This is a genomic window from Pseudomonas sp. Pseusp97 (assembly GCF_047304025.1).
Lineage (GTDB): Bacteria > Pseudomonadota > Gammaproteobacteria > Pseudomonadales > Pseudomonadaceae > Pseudomonas.
This window is the reverse complement of record NZ_JBGLYK010000038.1, coordinates 14,203-33,349: the sequence shown is the minus strand read 5'-3', so window position 1 is coordinate 33,349 and position 19,147 is coordinate 14,203. Positions and strand designations below refer to the sequence as shown.

At 66.9% G+C, this 19,147-nt stretch carries 21 protein-coding genes; 13 read left to right on the top strand and 8 right to left on the bottom strand.

Annotation, left to right across the window (positions count from 1 at the left end):
- Nucleotides 1–194: 194 nt before the first annotated feature.
- Nucleotides 195–1,145, bottom strand: a complete 951-nt coding sequence (locus ACCC94_RS09840) for a class I SAM-dependent methyltransferase (RefSeq protein WP_413349227.1) — start codon at nucleotides 1,143–1,145, stop codon at nucleotides 195–197.
- On the bottom strand, nucleotides 1,142–2,515 hold the full coding sequence (locus ACCC94_RS09835) for an iron-containing redox enzyme family protein (RefSeq protein WP_413349226.1): 1,374 nt from the start codon (nucleotides 2,513–2,515) through the stop codon (nucleotides 1,142–1,144). The genes ACCC94_RS09840 and ACCC94_RS09835 overlap by 4 nt, the downstream gene beginning before the upstream one ends.
- Nucleotides 2,516–2,685: 170 nt before the next feature.
- On the opposite strand from ACCC94_RS09835, the gene ACCC94_RS09830 reads away from it, so the two are divergent.
- A complete protein-coding gene (locus ACCC94_RS09830; protein ID WP_413349225.1) occupies nucleotides 2,686–3,849 on the top strand; it encodes a YbdK family carboxylate-amine ligase in 1,164 nt (387 codons plus the stop codon).
- Between the two features lie 37 nt (nucleotides 3,850–3,886).
- On the opposite strand, the gene ACCC94_RS09825 is transcribed toward ACCC94_RS09830, so the two are convergent.
- Together ACCC94_RS09825 and ACCC94_RS09820 are read right to left on the bottom strand one after the other, a co-directional pair.
- Nucleotides 3,887–4,036 carry a hypothetical protein gene (locus ACCC94_RS09825; RefSeq protein ID WP_413349224.1) on the bottom strand — a complete coding sequence of 50 codons (150 nt, stop codon included), beginning with the start codon at nucleotides 4,034–4,036 and terminating at the stop codon, nucleotides 3,887–3,889.
- A gap of 46 nt (nucleotides 4,037–4,082) precedes the next feature.
- Complete coding sequence (locus tag ACCC94_RS09820; protein WP_413349222.1) at nucleotides 4,083–4,442, bottom strand: DUF3509 domain-containing protein; 360 nt, start codon at nucleotides 4,440–4,442, stop codon at nucleotides 4,083–4,085.
- A 416-nt stretch (nucleotides 4,443–4,858) separates the two neighbouring features.
- Between ACCC94_RS09820 and ACCC94_RS09815 the strand changes: the two genes are divergently transcribed.
- From ACCC94_RS09815 to ligD, 3 genes are all read left to right on the top strand, one after another.
- Nucleotides 4,859–5,089, top strand: a complete 231-nt coding sequence (locus ACCC94_RS09815) for a hypothetical protein (protein ID WP_413349221.1) — start codon at nucleotides 4,859–4,861, stop codon at nucleotides 5,087–5,089.
- A gap of 343 nt (nucleotides 5,090–5,432) precedes the next feature.
- Nucleotides 5,433–5,864 carry a phosphotransferase system, HPr-related protein gene (locus ACCC94_RS09810; RefSeq protein WP_413349220.1) on the top strand — a complete coding sequence of 144 codons (432 nt, stop codon included), beginning with the start codon at nucleotides 5,433–5,435 and terminating at the stop codon, nucleotides 5,862–5,864.
- 3 nt (nucleotides 5,865–5,867) lie between these two features.
- Nucleotides 5,868–8,441: a DNA ligase D gene (gene ligD, locus ACCC94_RS09805; RefSeq protein ID WP_413349218.1), complete on the top strand. Its 2,574-nt coding sequence runs from the start codon at nucleotides 5,868–5,870 to the stop codon at nucleotides 8,439–8,441.
- On the opposite strand, the gene ACCC94_RS09800 is transcribed toward ligD, so the two are convergent.
- Complete coding sequence (locus ACCC94_RS09800) at nucleotides 8,438–8,950, bottom strand: DUF4142 domain-containing protein (protein ID WP_413349217.1); 513 nt, start codon at nucleotides 8,948–8,950, stop codon at nucleotides 8,438–8,440. The two genes, ligD and ACCC94_RS09800, sit on opposite strands and share 4 nt — an antisense overlap.
- Nucleotides 8,951–9,109: 159 nt before the next feature.
- Here ACCC94_RS09800 and ACCC94_RS09795 point away from each other — a divergent pair, with 159 nt between their 5' ends.
- Together ACCC94_RS09795 and ACCC94_RS09790 are read left to right on the top strand one after the other, a co-directional pair.
- Nucleotides 9,110–9,286 (top strand): metallothionein, encoded by a 177-nt coding sequence (locus tag ACCC94_RS09795; protein ID WP_413349216.1) that lies wholly within the window; start codon nucleotides 9,110–9,112, stop codon nucleotides 9,284–9,286.
- A 54-nt stretch (nucleotides 9,287–9,340) separates the two neighbouring features.
- On the top strand, nucleotides 9,341–10,198 hold the full coding sequence (locus ACCC94_RS09790; protein ID WP_413349215.1) for an SDR family oxidoreductase: 858 nt from the start codon (nucleotides 9,341–9,343) through the stop codon (nucleotides 10,196–10,198).
- Between the two features lie 22 nt (nucleotides 10,199–10,220).
- Here ACCC94_RS09790 and ACCC94_RS09785 read toward each other — a convergent pair whose 3' ends face one another.
- Both ACCC94_RS09785 and ACCC94_RS09780 read right to left on the bottom strand, forming a co-directional pair.
- Complete coding sequence (locus tag ACCC94_RS09785) at nucleotides 10,221–10,535, bottom strand: DUF883 family protein (protein ID WP_413349214.1); 315 nt, start codon at nucleotides 10,533–10,535, stop codon at nucleotides 10,221–10,223.
- Nucleotides 10,536–10,583: 48 nt separating this feature from the next.
- Entirely contained in the window at nucleotides 10,584–10,961 is a 378-nt protein-coding gene (locus ACCC94_RS09780; protein ID WP_413349212.1) for a Rho termination factor N-terminal domain-containing protein, read from the bottom strand.
- A 245-nt stretch (nucleotides 10,962–11,206) separates the two neighbouring features.
- On the opposite strand from ACCC94_RS09780, the gene ACCC94_RS09775 reads away from it, so the two are divergent.
- The 6 genes from ACCC94_RS09775 (at nucleotide 11,207) to ACCC94_RS09750 (ending at nucleotide 17,138) form a co-directional block, all read left to right on the top strand.
- Nucleotides 11,207–13,669 carry a glycogen/starch/alpha-glucan phosphorylase gene (locus tag ACCC94_RS09775; protein WP_413349211.1) on the top strand — a complete coding sequence of 821 codons (2,463 nt, stop codon included), beginning with the start codon at nucleotides 11,207–11,209 and terminating at the stop codon, nucleotides 13,667–13,669.
- 109 nt (nucleotides 13,670–13,778) lie between these two features.
- Nucleotides 13,779–14,225 carry an N-acetyltransferase gene (locus tag ACCC94_RS09770; protein WP_413349228.1) on the top strand — a complete coding sequence of 149 codons (447 nt, stop codon included), beginning with the start codon at nucleotides 13,779–13,781 and terminating at the stop codon, nucleotides 14,223–14,225.
- Nucleotides 14,219–14,533 (top strand): DUF2388 domain-containing protein, encoded by a 315-nt coding sequence (locus ACCC94_RS09765; protein ID WP_413349210.1) that lies wholly within the window; start codon nucleotides 14,219–14,221, stop codon nucleotides 14,531–14,533. Before ACCC94_RS09770 ends, ACCC94_RS09765 begins: the two co-directional genes overlap by 7 nt.
- Before the next feature lie 197 nt (nucleotides 14,534–14,730).
- On the top strand, nucleotides 14,731–15,840 hold the full coding sequence (locus tag ACCC94_RS09760) for an alkene reductase (RefSeq protein ID WP_413349209.1): 1,110 nt from the start codon (nucleotides 14,731–14,733) through the stop codon (nucleotides 15,838–15,840).
- Between the two features lie 33 nt (nucleotides 15,841–15,873).
- Nucleotides 15,874–16,812, top strand: a complete 939-nt coding sequence (locus ACCC94_RS09755; RefSeq protein WP_413349207.1) for a cyclase family protein — start codon at nucleotides 15,874–15,876, stop codon at nucleotides 16,810–16,812.
- Nucleotides 16,809–17,138 carry a MoaF-related domain-containing protein gene (locus ACCC94_RS09750; RefSeq protein WP_413349206.1) on the top strand — a complete coding sequence of 110 codons (330 nt, stop codon included), beginning with the start codon at nucleotides 16,809–16,811 and terminating at the stop codon, nucleotides 17,136–17,138. The genes ACCC94_RS09755 and ACCC94_RS09750 overlap by 4 nt, the downstream gene beginning before the upstream one ends.
- Nucleotides 17,139–17,277: 139 nt before the next feature.
- On the opposite strand, the gene ACCC94_RS09745 is transcribed toward ACCC94_RS09750, so the two are convergent.
- Complete coding sequence (locus tag ACCC94_RS09745) at nucleotides 17,278–18,069, bottom strand: SDR family NAD(P)-dependent oxidoreductase (RefSeq protein ID WP_413349205.1); 792 nt, start codon at nucleotides 18,067–18,069, stop codon at nucleotides 17,278–17,280.
- 125 nt (nucleotides 18,070–18,194) lie between these two features.
- Here ACCC94_RS09745 and ACCC94_RS09740 point away from each other — a divergent pair, with 125 nt between their 5' ends.
- Nucleotides 18,195–19,091, top strand: coding sequence for a LysR substrate-binding domain-containing protein (locus ACCC94_RS09740; RefSeq protein ID WP_413349203.1), 897 nt, complete (start codon nucleotides 18,195–18,197; stop codon nucleotides 19,089–19,091).
- Nucleotides 19,092–19,147: the final 56 nt, after the last annotated feature.

Genomic DNA, 19,147 nt, shown 5'->3' with positions numbered 1-19,147 from the left:
CCCCCCCCCCCCCCCCCCCCCCACCGGCGGGGGGCCCCTGATCTTTTAAAACCCCCCGGGCCCGGGCCCCCCGGGGCCCAAAACTATTTGTCGGCCCGCGCTGCCCCCCCAACCCGGCCCCGCAGCGGAGCCTGTTCGCGAGCAAGCTCACTCCTACGAAGAGCAAAAGCGGTCAGCGCGCTGGGGTATCCACGTCACCCCAGCCGTTTCATCGTCAGGGTCACCGCCGCAATTCGCTCGGCCTGCTGGTAGGCGGGGCATTCCAGTTCCTCGCCGAAGACGTCCGGGTCCATCTCCTCGTAGCGCCAGCTGACTGGCCGGTCGGCCAGTAGCGCGTCCAGGCGCCGGCGTAGCGGGGCGTCGCCGTTGACCACGGCGGCGCCGGTGTAGAGCAGCAGCGAGCCGCCGAGAGTCAGGCGCTCCAGCGCTGTCTCGACGATGCGCAGCGAGAGGCCGTCGCCCAGGTCGCCGCCGCCGTGGCGGTAGGTGCGTTCGTCCGGGTCGAGCAGGTAGGGAGGGTTGGCGACTATCAGGTCGAACTGTCCGTCGAGGGCGTCCAGCAGGTTGCTCTGGCGGATCTGCAGGTCGTCGATGCCGGCGAGGTGGGCATTGGCGCGGGTGAAGTCCAGGGCGCGGGGGTTGATGTCCACCGCGGTGACTTCGGCATCGGGGTAGGCCTGGGCGACCAGGATGGCCCCAGGACCCGCGCCACAGCCGATGTCCACCGCGCGGCGCACCGAGTCGGCCGGCTCGCTGTCGAAATGCCGCTGCAGCGCGTTGGCGAAGCGGTAGGTGTCGGGGCCGAAGAACACCGCGTCGGACTCCAGCGTCGGATAGGCGGAATGGGCGAAGAGCTGCCCGCCCAGGCTCGACCAGCGCACCGCGCTGCGCCACTGGCTGTCTTCGCGCTGCAGCAAGCCGCCGGTCTCCAGCAGCGCGAGCATGCGTTCGCTGATCACCGAGTCGGGGAACAGCCGGCTCCAGCCGAACACGCCTTGCAGGTCCTCGGCGACCTGGTTCTGCGGCCGCGAGTTGACCCGCGCGTGGGTTGCCGGGGTCACGGTGGTGAAGCAGTAGTTCTCCGCGCGCAGCTCTTCTCCCAGGGTGATCAGGGCTTGCAGGCGCGTGTCGAAGAAGGAGGTCATGGTTCGATTCCCAGTTTGTCGGTGTAGATTCGGGTCGCCAGCAACCCGGCGGGCGTGTAGTGCGAGTGCGGCGCCATCAGCTGCACCAGGCGGTGCATGCGGCTGCGCGGCGAAAGGGTGGTGAGTTCGTTGAGCAGGGCACGCTCTTCGAGGGCGAAGTCCGAATGCATGGGAGGCTCGCCCGCAGCGGCCTTGTCACTGCCGCGCCAGGGGTTGCGCGGCTGCGGTGCGTTCCAGTCGCCGGCTATCCAGTCGTGCAGCAGCTGCCGCTCGTAGGGGTTGAAGACCCCGAACATCGCCGCGCCGTCGCCGGCGATCAGGTTCCACAAGCGGCTGTGGGCCGGGTCCTGGTGACGGTTGATCCAGCCCTGGCGCTCCAGCGCGGCGAGGAATTCGCCCATGCGCCCGGGGCCGGCCAGCCACTGGTTCACGGTGCGCCCGCCGATGCGGGCGCGGTCGTCGTGCATCTGCCTGGCGAAGGGGCGCTTGCGCTCGAGCATGGCGATCACCTCGGCATCCAGGTCAAAGCCGTCGAGGATCTGCCGGTTGCCCAACCCGGCGTCATTCAGGCGGTAACCGGCGTGCACGCGGCGCAGGAATTCCTCCCGGTCGGCCACCTGCGGCATGCATGCGTTGAGGGCCTGCAACGCCTTGCGCCCGTGACCGCTGGCGGCGTTGTCGATGGTGACGTGCAGGCGGAAGTATTCCGGATCGACGCCCAGCTCGCGCAGCTCGTAGCTGGTAATCATCAGGTGCAGCGGCGGCAGCTCGTAGCCCAGGTTGTAGCCCAGTACCTCGGGCAGGAAGTCGTCGGCCAGATAGCCCAGCGCCAGTTGCAGTGTGCCCTGCAGGTAGTGCGCATCGCTGAGTTGAGGCGGGACGTCGCAACCCAGGCTGTCGAGCAGGCGCTGGTAGATCACCACATGGTTGCGGGCGGGGATGCCGTGGCCCAGTTCTTCCAGGCAGATGTGTACCAGCGGTAGCAGGCGCGGGTCGCTCCAGTGTTCGAGGATGCCGTAGAGCCAGGCGCCGTCGACATGCTTGGTGGGCGCCACCGCCTGGAGGAAATGCAACGCGTGGGCACGGTTGCGGAAGTGCCGGCGCGGTGCGCCTTCGCGCCTTTCCTGCAGGTAGCCGGCGTAGGCGGCCGCGCTGGCTTCGGCGCGGTTGGTCAGCCAGGCGTCCCAGTCCTGCGGGTCAGCAGGCAGGTCGTCCTCGCGGGAGTGTTGCTGCTGCAACTGTTCCTGAAGGAACTCCGCGGCGGTTTCCAGGTTGTCCTGCGGAGCGCGTAGCAAGGCGTCGTAGAGATCCTGGATGGAACGGCGCGGGCGACGGTGGGAGTCGGCCTTGCGGGAAGCGGACGGTGTCATGCTGGGCTCCTTGAGCGGGAATGCGGCTCTTTCCATTGCGAGTGGATGAGCGGGCAAAGGTTTCAACGAAATGACCGGTGCACCGCTGTGCTGGGAAGCGGCTGAAAAGACTGAACGGGAGCGGTGCGCGCCGCGTCTGAGCGGTTAACTGCAGAACAGGAAACCAATGCATGTCGCCACGCACCGGGCTGCCCCGTTTTGGTATCGAGGAAGAGTTCTTCCTGCTCGATCCACGCACGCTGGATATCGCCCGCGACATTCCGCTGGGCCTGCCCCACGCCTGTCGGGGAGTGCTGGGCAGCGAGGTGAGCGAGGAAATCTTCGACTGCCAGCTGGAGCTGGTCAGCCCGATCTTCCGCAGCCTGCAACCGGCGGCGCGGCACCTGGCGGACCGGCGCAGGCGCCTGCGCGCCATCGTCAACGCCCACGGGCTGGAGCTGTTCTGCGCGGCTGCCCATCCCTTCAGCCGACTGCACCTGCAGGACCCGCCGATCCGCCCGCGCTATCGCAAGTTGATCGAGGAGCAGGGCGTGGTGGCGCGGCAGAGCCTGCTGAGCGGGCTGCATGTCCATGTGGAGGTGCTGGCTGAGGATCGCGTGCGAGTGCTCAACAAGGTGCTGCCGTGGCTGCCGCTGTTGCTGGCGCTCAGTTGCTCCTCGCCATTCTGGGGCGGACGCGACAGCGGGCTGTGCAGTTACCGCCAATCGCTGTCCGGGGAATGGCCGCGCATGGGCATTCCACCGTATTTCGAGGATGAGGCGAGCTGGCAACACTTTCTCCGGCTGTTGCTGGAGCAGGGACTGATGGACGAGCCGGGCCATGCCTGGTGGTTCCTGCGGCCTTCGGTGCGGTACCCGACCTTGGAGCTGCGCATTACCGACGCGTGCCCGCGGGTGGAGGATGTGCTGTGCATCGCCGGCCTGTTCCGCCTGCTGATCGCCCAGGCACAGGCTGCACCGGATCATCCCGATCCACACTGGCAACGGGTGCTGCTGGCGGAGAACTTCTGGCAGGCGCGGCGGCATGGTGTGGCGGCGCGGTTTCTCTTGGAAGAGAGCATCGCCGAAGGCGGCCTTGCCAAGGGCAGTCGCAGCGTGACGGCGCGGGACTGGCTCGGGCTGGCCCGGCGTGCGTGCGAGCCCTTCATCGACGCCCAGGCCGAAGCTGTCTTCGCCCACGCGTTGCGGATCATCGACGAGGGCACCAGCGCCGACCGCCAGCGTGCTGTGTACCGGGCGGCGCGCGAGGCCGGCAAGACGGAGCAGCAGGCGCTGCGGGCGGTGGTCGAGCACCTGCTGGCGGAAAACCGGACGACGCCCGACTACACGGACTGACGGCGCCTCCGGTCCGCCATCGCGAGAGGTGCGCAGGTCAGGGCGCCTCGTTCAGGCCTTGCTGGCGGGCCGCGGAGAGATGCGGTTCCTGCTCGCTGTCTTCGGGCTCGATGTCCACCAGTTCTTCCAGTGCCTGCTCGCCGGTGACTTTCGGATCGGGGTCGGGGATATCGTTGGGATTCTTCATGGTCTACCTCGACGATCTATCTGATGGCGTGCCGGTTGCCCTGCCGTCATTTGCCCGAGAGCGCCCGCAGTCGCGCGCCGGCGACGACGATCTTGCGCGGCCGGTGGGTCGGGTTGACGGGGACGAAGGTCTGCAGCTCGATGCGCTTGAGGAACCAGTCGACGTTCTCTTCCTCCAGCGGTCCTTCGATGGTCATCAGGTCCCGGCGGATGCGCTCCACCAGGTTGTTCAACAGCACCGCGCTGGTTTGTTCCTCCTGCTGGATGACGCGGGACATCAGGCGCTTGCCCGCTGGGTTGCGCAGGTTGATCAGCACGGTGCCGTCAGGGCGGATGAAGAACTGCGGTCGGTAATCGGTGAACAGAAGGCTCATGTGCTCGATGGCAGTGTCGCGGCAGCTGGACATGTCGGTGCCTCTTCTGGCGGGGCGCGAACGCGGGTGGCGTGGCGGGGCCCGCATGGGTTGAAGCCTGACCGTTGCATCAGTCGTTCCAGCCCGGCGCAGCTTGTCTCGTCGCCTTAACAGGTTGTTATTGCTGCGCTTGGCGCCGCTGTACTGGCCCCTGGTCATCAGCAAAGTGCAAGGTCGCCAGCCAGCGCGCAGGAAAAATGCACGGCCCGCGGGCGCAGTCAGCGCAGCATTGGGCTGACCTTCTGTCAGAAATCTCCCGTAAGGATGAAGCGGCCCGTCTGTAAAGCGAGGCATGCCAGCACTGGCTATCAGCCACTTGTTCGACGCAGAAGGCTGCGGCAGGGCCAGATGCCATCATTTCCCTGTCACACCGGAAGGCTAGGGTGAAGGCTGGGGGATGGGAGACGGACATGACGGAATTCAGACGCCTGGACGTGGAAGCCGTGCTGCACGACGCCTATCCATTGTTCAGCTTCTCCTGCTGCCGCGAAGCGGGCGGCCGCTATTCCATTGCCCTCGGCAGCCAGCTGGCGAACATGCCGCGTACCACGGTGGTGGGCATTCACAGCGACGAACTGAGCAACGCAGGCCGAGTGCGCAGCCTCGGCATGGAGCTGATCAACAGCTTCATCGACGAGTGACAGACCCGGCGGCGCGTCCCGTCGCCGCTACGCCCCAGCAGAAAACCTGAACTCCCTCGCCGCGCTCGGCTCAACCCAGCAGAGCGCAAGGGAGGCTGTCGCCATGAAACCTGAAGTCTGCCAATGCCCCGGCTGCATCTGCGAGCTCGATGGAGCCGCCGTGCGCCGTGGCGATCACCATTGCTGCTGCGAAGCCTGCGCCGAGGGCCACGGCCAGGGCCAGTCCTGCCGTGATCCCGAATGCCCTTGCCTCGACAAGGCGCGGGCGAGCAGGTCTCGCCCAATAGCGGCGGACTCCCCGTGAGCCTCTTCCACCCGGCCGGATCATCCCAGGAGAAGACCCATGACTGAACGACGCGAACAGCACATCGAGATCGATGACACCGAGGACCGCATGGGCAGCGTGCGGGAACTGGATTTCGAGAAGGGCCCGGAGGGGCGCATAGGCGATGAGCGCTCGCCCGAGGACGTGGAGCGCGACTTCCCCGCCCAGCGGCGCCGCGAAATGGGCCTGAGCGGCGGCGAGACGCTGGGCCAGGGCGAGGCCGAGGATGGCGTGAGCATGGACGATCTGTCGCCGGAAACCCTGATCGACGAGGACGGCACCGAGTCGCCGCTGGACCCCGCCGACAGCACGCCGGCGGACAAGGAGCTGTCGATCGTTGGCGAAAGCGAGATCGGCGGCGGCATCGGCCTGGACGAAGCCGAGGAAGGCCGGGTGCATCCGCTGGATGGCAAACCCTGGGACGAGTCCGATCCCGACGAGGAACAGTGAGCCATGGCCCGAGCCGAGACCCTGCACGAATACGCCCGCAAGCGCGACTTCAGCGGCACCCCCGAGCCCAGTGGCGAATCGGCTGCCGGCCACGCCGGGGAGTTCGCCTTCGTGGTGCAGAAGCATGATGCCAGCCACCTGCACTATGACTTCCGCCTCGAACTCGATGGCGTGTTGAAGAGCTGGGCGGTGCCCAAGGGGCCTTGCCTGGACCCCAGCGTGAAGCGCCTGGCCATCCAGGTGGAGGACCACCCGCTGGATTACGCGCGGTTCGAAGGGCACATCCCCGACGGGCATTACGGCGCCGGCGATGTCATCGTCTGGGACGAAGGTCGCTGGACGCCCATCGGCGACCCCCACGAGGGCATGAAGAGCGGGCACCTGAAATTCCGCCTGGACGGCAGCAAGCTCGCCGGCAGCTGGAACCTCGTCCGCACGCGCATGGCCGGCCGGCAACCGCAGTGGTTCCTGATCAAGGGCCGTGACGACCAGGCGCGGGACTATCCGCGTTTCGACATCCTCGCCGAGGAACCATTCAGCGTGGTCACCGGGCAGTCGCTGCCCAGCGAGGCGGCAGCGGGGAAGAAGGCCGCGCCCAAGGGCAAGCGCCCGGCTAAGGCGGCAACTGCTCCAGCGAAGAAGACAACGAAGAAGGCCGCATCGGGCAAGCGCGGCAGCGCCAAGTTGCCCGACGCGCTGTCGCCGGAACTGGCCACCTTGGTCGAGGCTCCGCCGCCCGGCGATTGGCGCTACGAGATCAAGATCGATGGCTATCGCATCCTCGCCCGTCTCGACCACGGCAAGGTGCGCTTGCAGACCCGTAACGGCCACGACTGGTCCGGCAAGCTGCCCGAGCTGTGCGAGGCGCTGGCCGGGCTCGACGTGCAGTCGGCGTGGCTGGATGGCGAAATCCTGGTGATGGACGAGGAGGGGCGCCCGGACTTCCAGCGCTTGCAGAACGCCTTCGACGCGCAGCTTTCCGAGCCCATCCACTACACCCTGTTCGACCTGCTCTGGCTGGACGGCGAGGATTACCGCGGCAAGCCGCTGGAAGAGCGCCGCGAAGCGCTGCAGCAGGTGCTGCGCGGCAACGCCAGCGACTATCTGCGCTATTCCGAGGATTTCACCGACGACCCCCGGAGCATTCTCGACAGCGCCTGTCGCCTGGGACTGGAAGGGCTGATCGGCAAGCGGGCCGGCAGCACCTATACCGAGAAGCGCTCCCGTGACTGGATCAAGCTCAAGTGCAAGCGTCGACAGGAGTTCGTCATCGTCGGCTACAGCGAACCCAAGGGCTCGCGCTCGCACTTCGGCGCCTTGCTGCTGGGCCTGCATGACAAGGATGGCGAACTGCGCTACGCCGGCAAGGTCGGCACCGGCTTCAGCAGCACCAGCCTGAAGACCATCTACCAGCAGCTCAAACCCCTGCAGAGCAAGTCCTGCCCGTTGCCCACGCCGCCTCGGGGCGCCGACGCCAGGGGCGTCACCTGGCTGCGTCCGGAACTGCTGTGCGAGGTGGCTTTCGCCGAAATCACCCGCGAAGGGCTGGTGCGCCAGGCGGTGTTCCATGGCCTGCGCAGCGACAAGCCCGCCGAAGCCATCACCGAGGAGAAGCCGCAGAAGGCGGCCACCGGCAAGGCGGCCAGATCCTCCGGCAAAGCCTCGGCGAAAGCATCGGCCGGGGCCTCGACGGGCAACAAGGTGGAAGGCGTGACCATCACCCACCCCGACCGGGTGATCGACCCCACCAGCAAGCTGCGCAAGATCGATGTCGCCCGGTATTACGAGAAAGCCGCCGAACGCATGCTGCCCTGGCTCGGCGACCGTCCCGTGTCGCTGGTGCGGGCGCCGGACGGAGTGGGCGGTGAGCAGTTCTTCCAGCGCCACGCCTCGCGCAATGCCATTCCCGGCGTCGACCTGCTGGACCCGAAGCTCGATCCGGGGCGCCCGGCGTTACTGCGCATCGCGACCGCGAAAGGATTGGTCGGCGCCGCGCAGATGGGTGCGCTGGAGCTGCATACCTGGAATGCCGCCGTCGACGACCTGGAGAAGCCCGACCGCTTCGTCCTCGACCTCGACCCGGACCCGAGCCTGCCCTGGTCGCGGATGATCGAAGCGACCCAGCTGACGCTGACGCTGCTCGACGAACTGGGCCTGAAATCCTTCCTCAAGACCAGCGGCGGCAAGGGCCTGCATATCCTCGTGCCATTGCAGCGCAACCATGGCTGGGACGAAGTGAAGGACTTCGCCCATGCCATCAGCCGGCATATGGCGAGGATCATGCCGGACCGTTTCAGCGCCGTGTCCGGGCCGAAGAACCGGGTCAAGCGGATCTTCATCGATTACCTGCGCAACGGCCGCAGCGCCAGCACCGTCTGCGTCTGGTCGGTGCGCGCACGCGAAGGCCTGCCGGTATCGGTGCCGGTGAGCCGCGAGGAGCTGGCCGAACTCAAGGGCGCCAACCACTGGACCATCGCCAATGTCGACGAGCGCCTGGCCGCAGCCGACCCCTGGGCCGACTGGAGCAGGACCCGCCAGCGCCTCACGCGCAAAATGTGGGATCAGCTGGAAGGCTAGGGCGCCTGCGACGCCACCAGCTGGTCGGCCAGCTCGCGCTGGTGATAGAGCATCGGTAGCCAGAGGCGGGCGAAGCCTTGCAGGTCCGGGTCGGCGTTGCGCCTGCTCATGCGGTCGAAAGCGCCCACCGCGGCCTTGCTCGCTTCCAGCTGCGCCACGGCGTAGTCATGGTCGAAGCGTTCGCTGTCGGCCAGTTGCGCCTGCGTGCCTTGTTGCTTGAGCGGTGCATCGCCCTGCGCCGGCACGCCTTTCTTCTGTGCCAGCGTCTGCAGGTCGCGCAGCAGGGTCGAGTGCTCGTCCAGCACGCCCTGGGCCTGGTCGCGCACCGCCAGCGTCTTGCCGTAGCGGATCGCCTGCTGGGCGCGGGCGAGTTGTTGCTGGCTGTTGCGCATGGCTTCGGAGATGAAGGCCGATTCGCTTGACGGCTCTTGCGCCGGGCTGGCGCTGCCGAACAGCAGCAGGCCCAGCAGCAGCGGGCTGAGCAGGGTCGACAGTCTGCAATGGGTCATCGCCATTCTCCTTCTTCGGGTGAGTACGGCGATGGACGCGGACACGGCGCGGGGGTTCAGAAAAGCCGGTTGGCGGCCCGCTGCCGCTCGCGAAAAAGCCTGAACTCCGCCTGCCGGGGCCGGCCTACCCACTATGTTCCACCGGACCCGGGAGGCCCCATGAACGATCAACCCTGCTCCTGCCCCGGCTGCTCGTGCAGCCTGGGCGCCAGCGCCGTCTACCGCGACGGTCGCGCCTATTGCTGCCAGGCCTGCGCGGACGGCCACCCCGATGGCGAAAAGCGCTGCCAGGACCCGCACTGCCACTGCGGCGAGCAGAAACCGCCACGCGCCTGACATTCGACAGTTTGACCTTCACCGATGCCCTGGCGGCATCCCAAGGAGAACGGCATGAGCGAAACCCAGACCCTTCCGCCCCAGCACCAGGACCAGCAGCCCGGCAGCGAAGAGCAGATGCAGCCGCATCCCGAGTTCGTCTCCAGCCAGTATCGCGCCGCCGCCAAGCTGGCCGGCAAGGTGGCGATAGTCACCGGCGGCGACAGCGGCATCGGCCGCGCCGTCGCGGTGACCTTCGCCCGCGAGCGCGCCGACGTGGTGCTGCTTTACCTCGATGAATCCGAGGATGCGCTCAAGACCTGCCAGGTCATCGAATCCCTCGGCCAGCAATGCCTGGAAATGGCCGGCGACGTCGCCGATGCCGGCTTCTGCGCGGAAGTCGCGCGCAAGGTGCAGGAGCGCTGGGGGCGCATCGATATCCTGGTGAACAACGCCGGCGAGCAGCACCCGCAGGAATCCCTGGAGGACATCAGCGAAGCGCAGTGGGAGAAGACCTTCCGCACCAACATCTTCGGCATGTTCCAGCTGACCAAGGCGGTGCTGCCGCTGATGGGCGAGGGTGGGGCGATCGTCAACACCACTTCGATCACCGCCTACAAGGGCAATCCGAAGCTGATCGACTATTCCTCCACCAAGGGCGCGATCACTTCTTTCACCCGCTCCCTGGCGATGAACCTGGTCAAGCGCGGGATCCGCGTCAACGCCGTCGCGCCGGGGCCGATCTGGACGCCGCTGATCCCCTCGACCTTCAGCGCCGAAGAGGTGGCCAGGTTCGGCGCCAATACGCCCATGGGGCGGCCCGGCCAGCCGGAGGAGCTGGCGCCGGCCTATGTCTACCTCGCCAGCAGCGATTCCTCCTACGTCAGCGGCCAGGTGCTGCACGTGAATGGCGGGACGGTGGTCAACGGCTGAGCCGCCGACCACCGCGCCGGACTCAGTTGTTCCGGCTCAACGCACAGGCCGCGGCGAGGAGGCCGGCGGCAGCGGCGAGGATCGCCACGGTCTGCCAAGGATGCTCTCCGACATAATCGCCGCCGGCCTGGATGGCCCGGCGGCTGCGTTGTACCAGCTGGTCACTGGTCTCGCGGCTCTGGTCGACCAGCCCGCGCAGTTTGGCCTTGAACGCGGGAAGCTCGTCCGCGGCCAGGTCGCGGCCGCTTTCCAGCAGGCTTTCCAGGTCGTGGACCAGCGATTGCAGTTCATTGACGCCGCTGCGGCGCGAGGAAGGGGTCCATCGATAGCTGCCCATGAGACTTTCTCCTGTTGGTCGTCGTGAGTGGGTTCAGGTGACTGGCGCTCAGGCCGCCTTGCGCAGGGCATCGATCAGCTCCTGCTTGCGCATGGTCGAGCGGCCGCTGATCTGCCGGGTGCGGGCGCGGTTGAGCAACTCGGCCTTGGTCATGGATTCCAGCGACTGGTCAGGGCGCGGTACGCCATGCTTGGTGGCGACCGCGCGGCGAGCGGAGGATTTGCGCGACTGGCTCTTGGCCTGCGGACTCTTGCGCTGGCCCGACCCGCCCGTGCGCTCGCCGCCGCCGGACTGCTTGTTCACCGTGGCCCAGGCGCGCGCCTCGGCCTCGCCCTTGGAAACGCCACGCTCTTCGTAGCTTTCCTCGATGTGTTCGGCCTTGCGCTTCTGCTTGTCGGTGTACTTCTCTTTGCTGCCGCGTGGCATGGCTGTTCTCCTCTTCGTCACTGCTGGAAGGGCGCAGGAGCCGGAGCATTCCCGCGCCGGGAGGCAATCTGCCGCCCACAAGGGGGAGAAACCGCTCGTCGCCGAGCGTTCAGCGATTCTGATGAACGGAAGCGCCCGCCCGGAGAAAAGGTCTGAACTGATCGTTTTCGCCGTGGACAGATGCACTGGGGTACGTTGCGCTTCGCCGGCCCACGCCCCTTTTCCGTTCACATAAGGAGACGGCAATGGCCCTGGACAGCATTCCCGATCAGTCGGAAGTCGAAACCTTCAAGCACGCCGTGCTCACCCGCCTGCGCTACGCCGTGGGCAAGGACCCGGCCGACGCCTTCGACCACGACTGGTTCGAGGCGGTGGCCCTGGCCGCGCGCAAGTACCAGGTGGACCACTGGGAAGAAGCCACCCGGGCGATCAATCGCAGCGACCGCAAGCACGTCTACTACCTGTCGCTGGAATTCCTCATCGGCCGCCTGCTGATCGACAACCTGAGCAACCTCGGCCTGCTGGAGATCGCACGCCAGGCGCTGTCGGAGCTGGGCGTGGACCTGGAGCGCATCCGCCTGCTGGAACCCGACGCGGCGCTGGGCAACGGTGGCCTGGGGCGCCTGGCGGCGTGCTTCATGGAAAGCATGGCGACCCTGGATATCCCGGCCCACGGCTACGGCATCCGCTATGAACACGGCCTGTTCAAGCAGGCCATCGGCGATGGCTGGCAGCAGGAACTCACCGAAACCTGGCTGGACTTCGGCAACCCCTGGGAATTCGAGCGCCCCGAGTGCAGCTTCAGTATCGGTTTTGGCGGCGCCGTGCACAGCGAGCCGGACGCCAACGGCGTCGAGCGCCAGCGCTGGGCGCCGGTGGAGCGGGTGAGGGCGGTCGCCTACGACATGCCCATCGTCGGCTGGCGTGGCGCGAGCGTGAACACCCTGCGCCTGTGGCGGGCCCGCGCCGAGGAAACCCTGCACCTGGACCGCTTCAATGCGGGCGACTACCTCGGCGCGGTCGCCGACACGGTGCGTGCCGAAAGCATTTCGCGGGTGCTCTACCCGGCGGACAGCACCGAAGCCGGCCAGGAACTGCGCCTGCGCCAGGAATATTTCTTCGTCAGCGCCTCGCTGCAGGACCTGATGCAGCGCCACCTGGGCAATGGCGAGGACGTCCGTGGCCTGCCCGAGCGCGTTGCCATCCAGCTCAACGACACCCACCCGGCCATCGCCGTCGCCGAACTGATGCGCCTGCTGCTGGACGAGCGCGCTCTGGAATGGGAGGAGGCGTGGGAGCTGACCGTGGCCACGCTGTCCTACACCAACCACACGCTGCTGCCCGAAGCGCTGGAATCCTGGCCGGTAGGGCTGATGGAGCGCCTGCTGCCGCGGCACATGCAGATCATCTATCTGATCAACGCCTTCCACATCGACGCCCTGCGCGCCAAGGACATCCATGACTTCAGCCTGCTGCGCTCGGTGTCGCTGATCGAGGAAGACCACGGCCGCCGCGTGCGCATGGGTAACCTTGCGTTCCTCGGCTCGCACAGCGTCAACGGCGTGTCCGCGCTGCACACCGAGCTGATGCGCGAGACGGTGTTCCGCGACCTGCACCGGCTCTACCCGAACCGCATCAGCAACAAGACCAACGGCGTGACCTTCCGCCGCTGGCTGTTCCAGACCAACCCCGAGCTGACCGCTCTGCTGGTGGAAACCCTCGGCGAAGACGTGCTGGACAATCCCGAGAACCGCCTGCGCGACCTTGCCGCCTTCGCCGAGAAGACCACGGTGCGCCAGCGCTTCGCCCAGCAGCGGCGCAACGCCAAGGAACGCCTAGCGGGATTGATCGAGGAACGGCTGGGCGTGCGGGTCGATCCCGACGCGCTGTTCGACGTGCACGTCAAACGCATCCACGAGTACAAGCGCCAGTTGCTCAACCTGCTGCACACCGTGGCGCTCTACCAGGACATCCGCAACGACCCCACCACCGAGCGCGTGCCGCGGGTGAAGATCTTCGCCGGCAAGGCCGCGCCCAGCTACGTGCTGGCCAAGCTCATCATCAAGCTGGCCAACGACATCAGCCGCACGGTCAACGCCGACCCCACCGTGCGCGGGTTGCTCAAGGTGGTGTTCATCCCCAACTACAACGTCAGCCTGGCCGAGTCGATCATCCCGGCGGCCGATCTTTCCGAGCAGATTTCCACGGCAGGCCTGGAGGCCTCCGGCACCAGCAACATGAAGTTCGCGCTCAACGGCGCACTGACCATCGGCACCCTGGACGGCGCCAACGTCGAGATGTGCGAGCGCATCGGCCCGGAAAACATGTTCATCTTCGGCCTCAAGGCCCAGCAGGTGGTGGCGCGCAAGCGCACCGGGGACCTGGCCATGCACAACGAGATCGCCGCCTCGCCGCGCCTGGAAGAGGCGCTGCGCTCGGTGGGCAGCGGCGTCTTTTCGCCGGATGATCCGCAGCGCTACAGCGCCCTGGTGGACAGCCTGCGCCATGACGACCGCTTCCTGGTCTGCGCCGATTTCGATGCCTATTGGGACGCCCAGGAGCGCGTCGAGCAACTCTGGAGAAAACCCTCGCGCTGGTGGAAAGCTTCTATGCTCAACACCGCGCGGGTCGGCTGGTTCTCGTCCGACCGCACCATCCGCGAGTACGCCCAGGACATCTGGAAGGTACCGGCGGGAAAACAAGAATAAGGTGCGACGATTGGCGGCAGTTCGCGGGGCAGCGCAGCGGTGTTCGCTTGTGTAGGATGCCGCCCGCCACGCCATGAGCACTTCAAGAACCGGGAGACGACTGCCGATGCTGATCCGTGACCTTCGCGACGACGACATGGACCGGGTGCTGGATATCTGGCTGCGGGCCTCGCAGCAGGCCCACGACTTTATCGACGCCGATTTCTGGCAGCAGCGCCTGCAGGACATGCGCGACGTCTACCTGCCCGCCGCCGCGTCACGCGTGGTCGAGAACGACGGTTGCGTGAGCGGTTTCTACAGCCTGCACGATGGCGCGCTGGCCGCGCTCTTCGTCGCCCCGGAATGCCAGGGCAGGGGGCTGGGCTCGCACCTGCTGAGCGACGCCAAGATCCACCTGCCGATGCTGGAGCTGTCGGTCTATTCGGCCAATGCCGGCGCGGTGGCCTTCTATCGGCGGCATGGCTTCGAGGTGCTGGAAGAACGCGCGGACGAACACACCGGGCATCCGGAGATACGCATGGGCTGGACCGCGCGCCCGGCGGTCTGCGGATGCTGAAGCAGGGCGCCGTTGCCCTGCTGCTGGCGGTTGCCGGCCTCGCCAACGCCATGGACGGCAAGGGCAACTCATCCGACCACATCACCATCGGCAGCAGCCTCGGCACGGCTGCCGTCAGCGAGTCCACCAGCCAGTCGCCGCGCGCTGCCTATCAGCACGCCCGCGACGATGCGCTGGCCTATGTCGCTACTGCCGGGGTGATCCACGGCGCCCAACTCGAACAGGCCCTGCATCTGTATCGCAGCGAGCATCCGCAATCGCCCCTGAGCGACCTGCAGGTGGCCGAGGCCATCGCCAGCCAGGGCTGAGTTTCTCTACCTGCAAAGAATCAATCCGGCTTGCATTCGTGAGCTGGAGTCAATTGATTTTGCCGAAACGACGTCTTAATCCCCGCCGGTAAAGCCCGCAGACTGCCTTCCATTCGAATGATCGAGTGGTTCGCGGCGCTGCGCCAAGGCTCCCGCGGACTTCCCGATCGCGCCTCTTGCCGCTGAAGGAGTCCGCCATGAGCACCCACGCATCCCCGCTGTTCCAGTCCTATTCCCTGGGTGGCCTCGAACTGCCCAACCGCATCGTCATGCCGCCGATGACCCGCTCACGCGCCAGCCAGCCGGGTGACGTGCCCAACGAGCTGATGGCCGAGTACTACGCCCAGCGCGCCGGCGCCGGCCTGATCGTCAGCGAAGGCACCTGGATTTCCCCGCTGGGCAAGGGCTACGCCTGGACCCCGGGCATCCACACCCCGGCCCAGGTCGCCGGCTGGCGCAAGGTCACCCAGGCCGTGCATGCCGCTGGCGGGCGCATCTTCGCCCAGCTCTGGCACGTCGGCCGCCTCAGCCACATCAGCCTGCTCGACGGCCAGTCGCCGGTGTCCTCCTCGGCAATGCAGGCAGAGGGCGTCAACGTCTTCGTTGCCGAGAACGACGGCACTCCCGGCTTCGTCCAGGCCTCGAAACCCCGTGCGCTGAAGGTGGAGGAAATCCACGCCATCGTCGACGAGTACCGCCAGGCCGCGCGCAACGCCATGGCTGCCGGCTTCGACGGTGTCGAACTGCACGCCGCCAACGGCTACCTGGTCAACCAGTTCATCGACTCCAACGCCAACGACCGCACCGACCAGTACGGCGGCTCGCTGGAGAACCGCCTGCGCTTCCTCGCCGAAGTGGCCCAGGCGCTGGTGGAAGGCACCGGTGACAAGAGCCGCGTCGGCATCCGCCTGGCGCCGCTGACCACCCTGAACGGCTGTTCCGATGCCGACCCGCAAACCACCTACCTGGCCGCCGCGCGCCTGCTGGGCGAGATCGGCGTGGGCTACATCCATATCGCCGAAGCCGACTGGGACGATGCCCCGCATATGCCGCTGGAATTCAAGCGCCGCCTGCGCGAAGTGTTCCCCGGCGCGCTGATCTACGCCGGCAAGTACACCGCCGAGCGCGCCACTGCCGCGCTGAATGAAGGCTGGGCCGACCTGATCGCCTTCGGCCGGCCCTTCGTCGCCAACCCCGACCTGCCCGAACGCCTGCGCCTGGGCGCACCGCTCAACACCCACCAGCGCGAAACCCTGTTCGGCGGCGGCGCCCACGGGCTTACCGATTATCCGCGCCTGACTGCCTGAACTGCATCACCGCCTGAAGATAGGAATACCAACATGAAAGCCCTCGCGACATTCACCCTCGCCACCTTGTTGCCGCTGGCCATGCAGAGCGCCTCGGCGGAAGACTGGTACCCGTCCGTCTACGGCGCCAACGACGAGATCGGCGCCGCCAACCTGCTCACCCCGGCGGTGACCCGGCAGGCCGTGGAGCTGGTGAAGACCGGCAAGACCTACCCGCTGGCCGTACCGGTGGACAAGCACCTGCCGGCCTTCCGCCACCGCAGCTTCCACCTCTACAACATCCAGCCGGGCGAGCAGGGCGGGCAGTCGCTGGGCCCGAACAAGTTCACCTTCAACGATGAACTGGTGAACGCCTGGACCGGTGTCGGCACCCAGCTCAACGGCATCGGCCACATCGGCATCGACAACCGCTACTACAACGGCAACCGCGCCGCCGACTTCGTCACCGTCGAGGGCGTGAAGAAACTCGGCATCGAGAAGGTGCCGCCTTTCGTGACCCGCGGCGTGGTGCTGGACATGACCGCGCACTACGGCAAGGCCATCGTCCCCGGCGGCACCGAGTTCAGCGTCGCCGACATCCAGGCGGTGCTGAAGAAGGAAGGCCTGACCCTGCGCAAGGGCGACGTGGTGCTGTTCAACACCGGCTGGCTGGAGCTGATCGGCAAGGACAACAAGCAGTTCCTCGAGGTCGAACCGGGCATCGGCATGGAAGCGGCCAGGTGGCTGGCCGACCAGGGCATAGTCGCCTTCGGCGGCGACACCTGGGCTTCCGAGGTCTACCCGAACCCGCACGGCAAGGACGAGTTCCCGGTCAACCAGTACCTGCTGGCCAAGCGCGGCATCTACAACCTGGAACTGATCGACAGCCGCGCGCTGGTGCGCGATCAGGCCTGGGAATTCCTCTTCGTCCTCGGCCAGCCGCTGTACGTCGGCTCGACCCAGGTCAACATCAACCCGGTGGCGATCAAATGACGGCGGCCACTTCGCAACCAGCCTTCGCTGGCCGCAGCTTCCGCGTCGACTACGCCGGCCTGTCCGCGCACAACATCTACTCGGCGGACGGTTCGCGGGTTCGCTACGCCATCGTCTCCGGCCCATACGCCGGCGCCGAGGGTGAGGCGGCCTGCCAGTGGCAGGAAGTCGCCGAGGGCGTCTATGTAATCTCCTGGCAGGAAGCCGACGGTGCCACCGTGGTGCATGTCGACGACTTCGCCAACGGCAGTTCGCAGGCGTTCTTCACCGCCACCGACCTGAGTTTTCATCGGATGCAGGGACCGCTGAGCGAGATCGACGGCTGACCCTTCGAAACCCCTGCAGCAAGGCCGTCTCCCGAAGAGACGGCCTTTTTGCGTTCCAGCGCTTCTGCTTTCACGAATTTTCCGGGCGCAAGGAAAAGCCCCGGCCAATGAGCCGGGGCCTGTTTCGACGCGGACCGGATCAGATCGCCAGGCTATCCACCACGCCCCCATCCACGCGCAGTGCGGCGCCAGTGGTAGCGGAGGAGTAGGGCGAGGCGACGTAGGTCACCAGGGCAGCTACTTCGTCGACTTCGGCGACGCGCTGGATGATCGAGCTGGGGCGTTCGCGGCGGACGAAGGCGTCGGCTTCCTCACGGGCGCTGCGGCCGGACTGGCGCACGGCGTCGGCCACGAGGTTGGCCACGCCTTCGGTGAAGGTCGGGCCGGGGAGAATGGCGTTGACGGTGACGCCGGTGCCCGCCAGGCGCTTGGCCAGTCCGTGAGAGACAGCGAGGTTGGCGGCCTTGGTAACGCCGTAGTTGATCATCTGCGCGGGGATGGCGATGCCCGACTCCGAGGACAGGAAGATCACCCGGCCCCAGCCGCGCTCGACCATGCCGGGGGTGTAGCGACGGGCCAGGCGCACGCCGGAGAGCACGTTGATCTCGTAGAAGTCCAGCCACTCCTGGTCCTGGGTCTCGTAGAAGTCGACGTCGTTGTAGATGCCCAGGTTGTTGACCAGGATGTCGGCGTGGGGTTCGGCGGCAAACAGTACGTCTGCACCGGCGGCGTTGCCCAGGTCCGCGACCACGCCGCGGGCCTTGCCATTGGCAGCGCGGATGCCGGCCACGGCTTCGTCAACCGAGGCTGCGTTGCGTCCGACTATGACTACCTCCGCGCCGGAGGCGGCGAGCTGGCGCGCGATGCCCAGGCCGATGCCGCCGGTGGAACCACTGATGATGGCGGTCTTGCCGCCGAGATCGATCTGCATGTCTTCAATCCTCATCCAGGGAGGCGCGGGATGCGCCGATGATCGCCTGGAGTTGGCGCCATGCTAGGAACGGCCTGTAAGATCGTACATAACTTAATTCGACATACTTGAGTCCTTGAGGGTCTATGCTCGATCTCAGACAACTCCGTTACTTCGTCGCCGTCGCCGAAGTCGAGCACGTCGGCAAGGCGGCGGAGACGCTGCACATTTCCCAGTCGCCGCTGAGCCGGCAGATCGCCCAGCTGGAGGAGCGCCTCGGCCTGCAGCTGTTCGAGCGCAGCCAGCAGCGCCTGCGCCTGACCTCCGATGGGCGCACCTTCCTGCACGAGGCCAAGGCGCTGCTCAAGCATGCCGAGCGCCTGGAGTCCCTGGGCCGTCGCCTGGGCCGAGGCGAGACCGGCGGCCTGTGCATCGGTTATGTCAGCCATGCCATCCATGCTGGCGTGCTGCCCGAGGCGCTGCGCCATGTGCGCGAGGAGCGGCCGGGCATCCACATCGCGCTCTACAACCTCTCGGCCCAGGAGCAGTTCGAGGGTTTGCGCCAGCGCAGCCTGGATATCGCCCTGGTGTGCGAACCGCCGGCCGAAGACGATCCGGACCTGCTCGCCGCGCCGGTGTTCGACGACCCGCTGCACCTGGCCCTGCCGCTGGGGCACCCGCTGGCGGAAAAACCGCTGATCGAGCCGGCCGACCTGCACGAGCAGGACTGGATCATGGTGGAAGGCCACCTGCAGCAGAACCGCCGCGAGCGCTTTCTCGCCAGTTGCGTCGCTGCCGGGTTCACTCCGCAGATCCGCCTGGAAGCCGCCGAGCCGCTGAGCGCCCTCGGCCTGGTGTCGGCCGGATTGGGTCTGGCGCTGATCCAGCAGAGCATCGGCGGGGAGCGCAATCCCAATGTGGTGCTGCGCGAGCTGCCCTGGCTTGGCCAGAGCACCGGACTGTGGGCCGCCTGGCATCGCGTCGACCTGCGGCCGATCGTGGGTGACTTCCGCGAAATGGTGCTGGCGGGTGCCCTTGTCTGAAAAGCGCTGGAAGAGGACTTGATGCTGAGTTAGGTCTCAAGTCTGTCGAATTATGA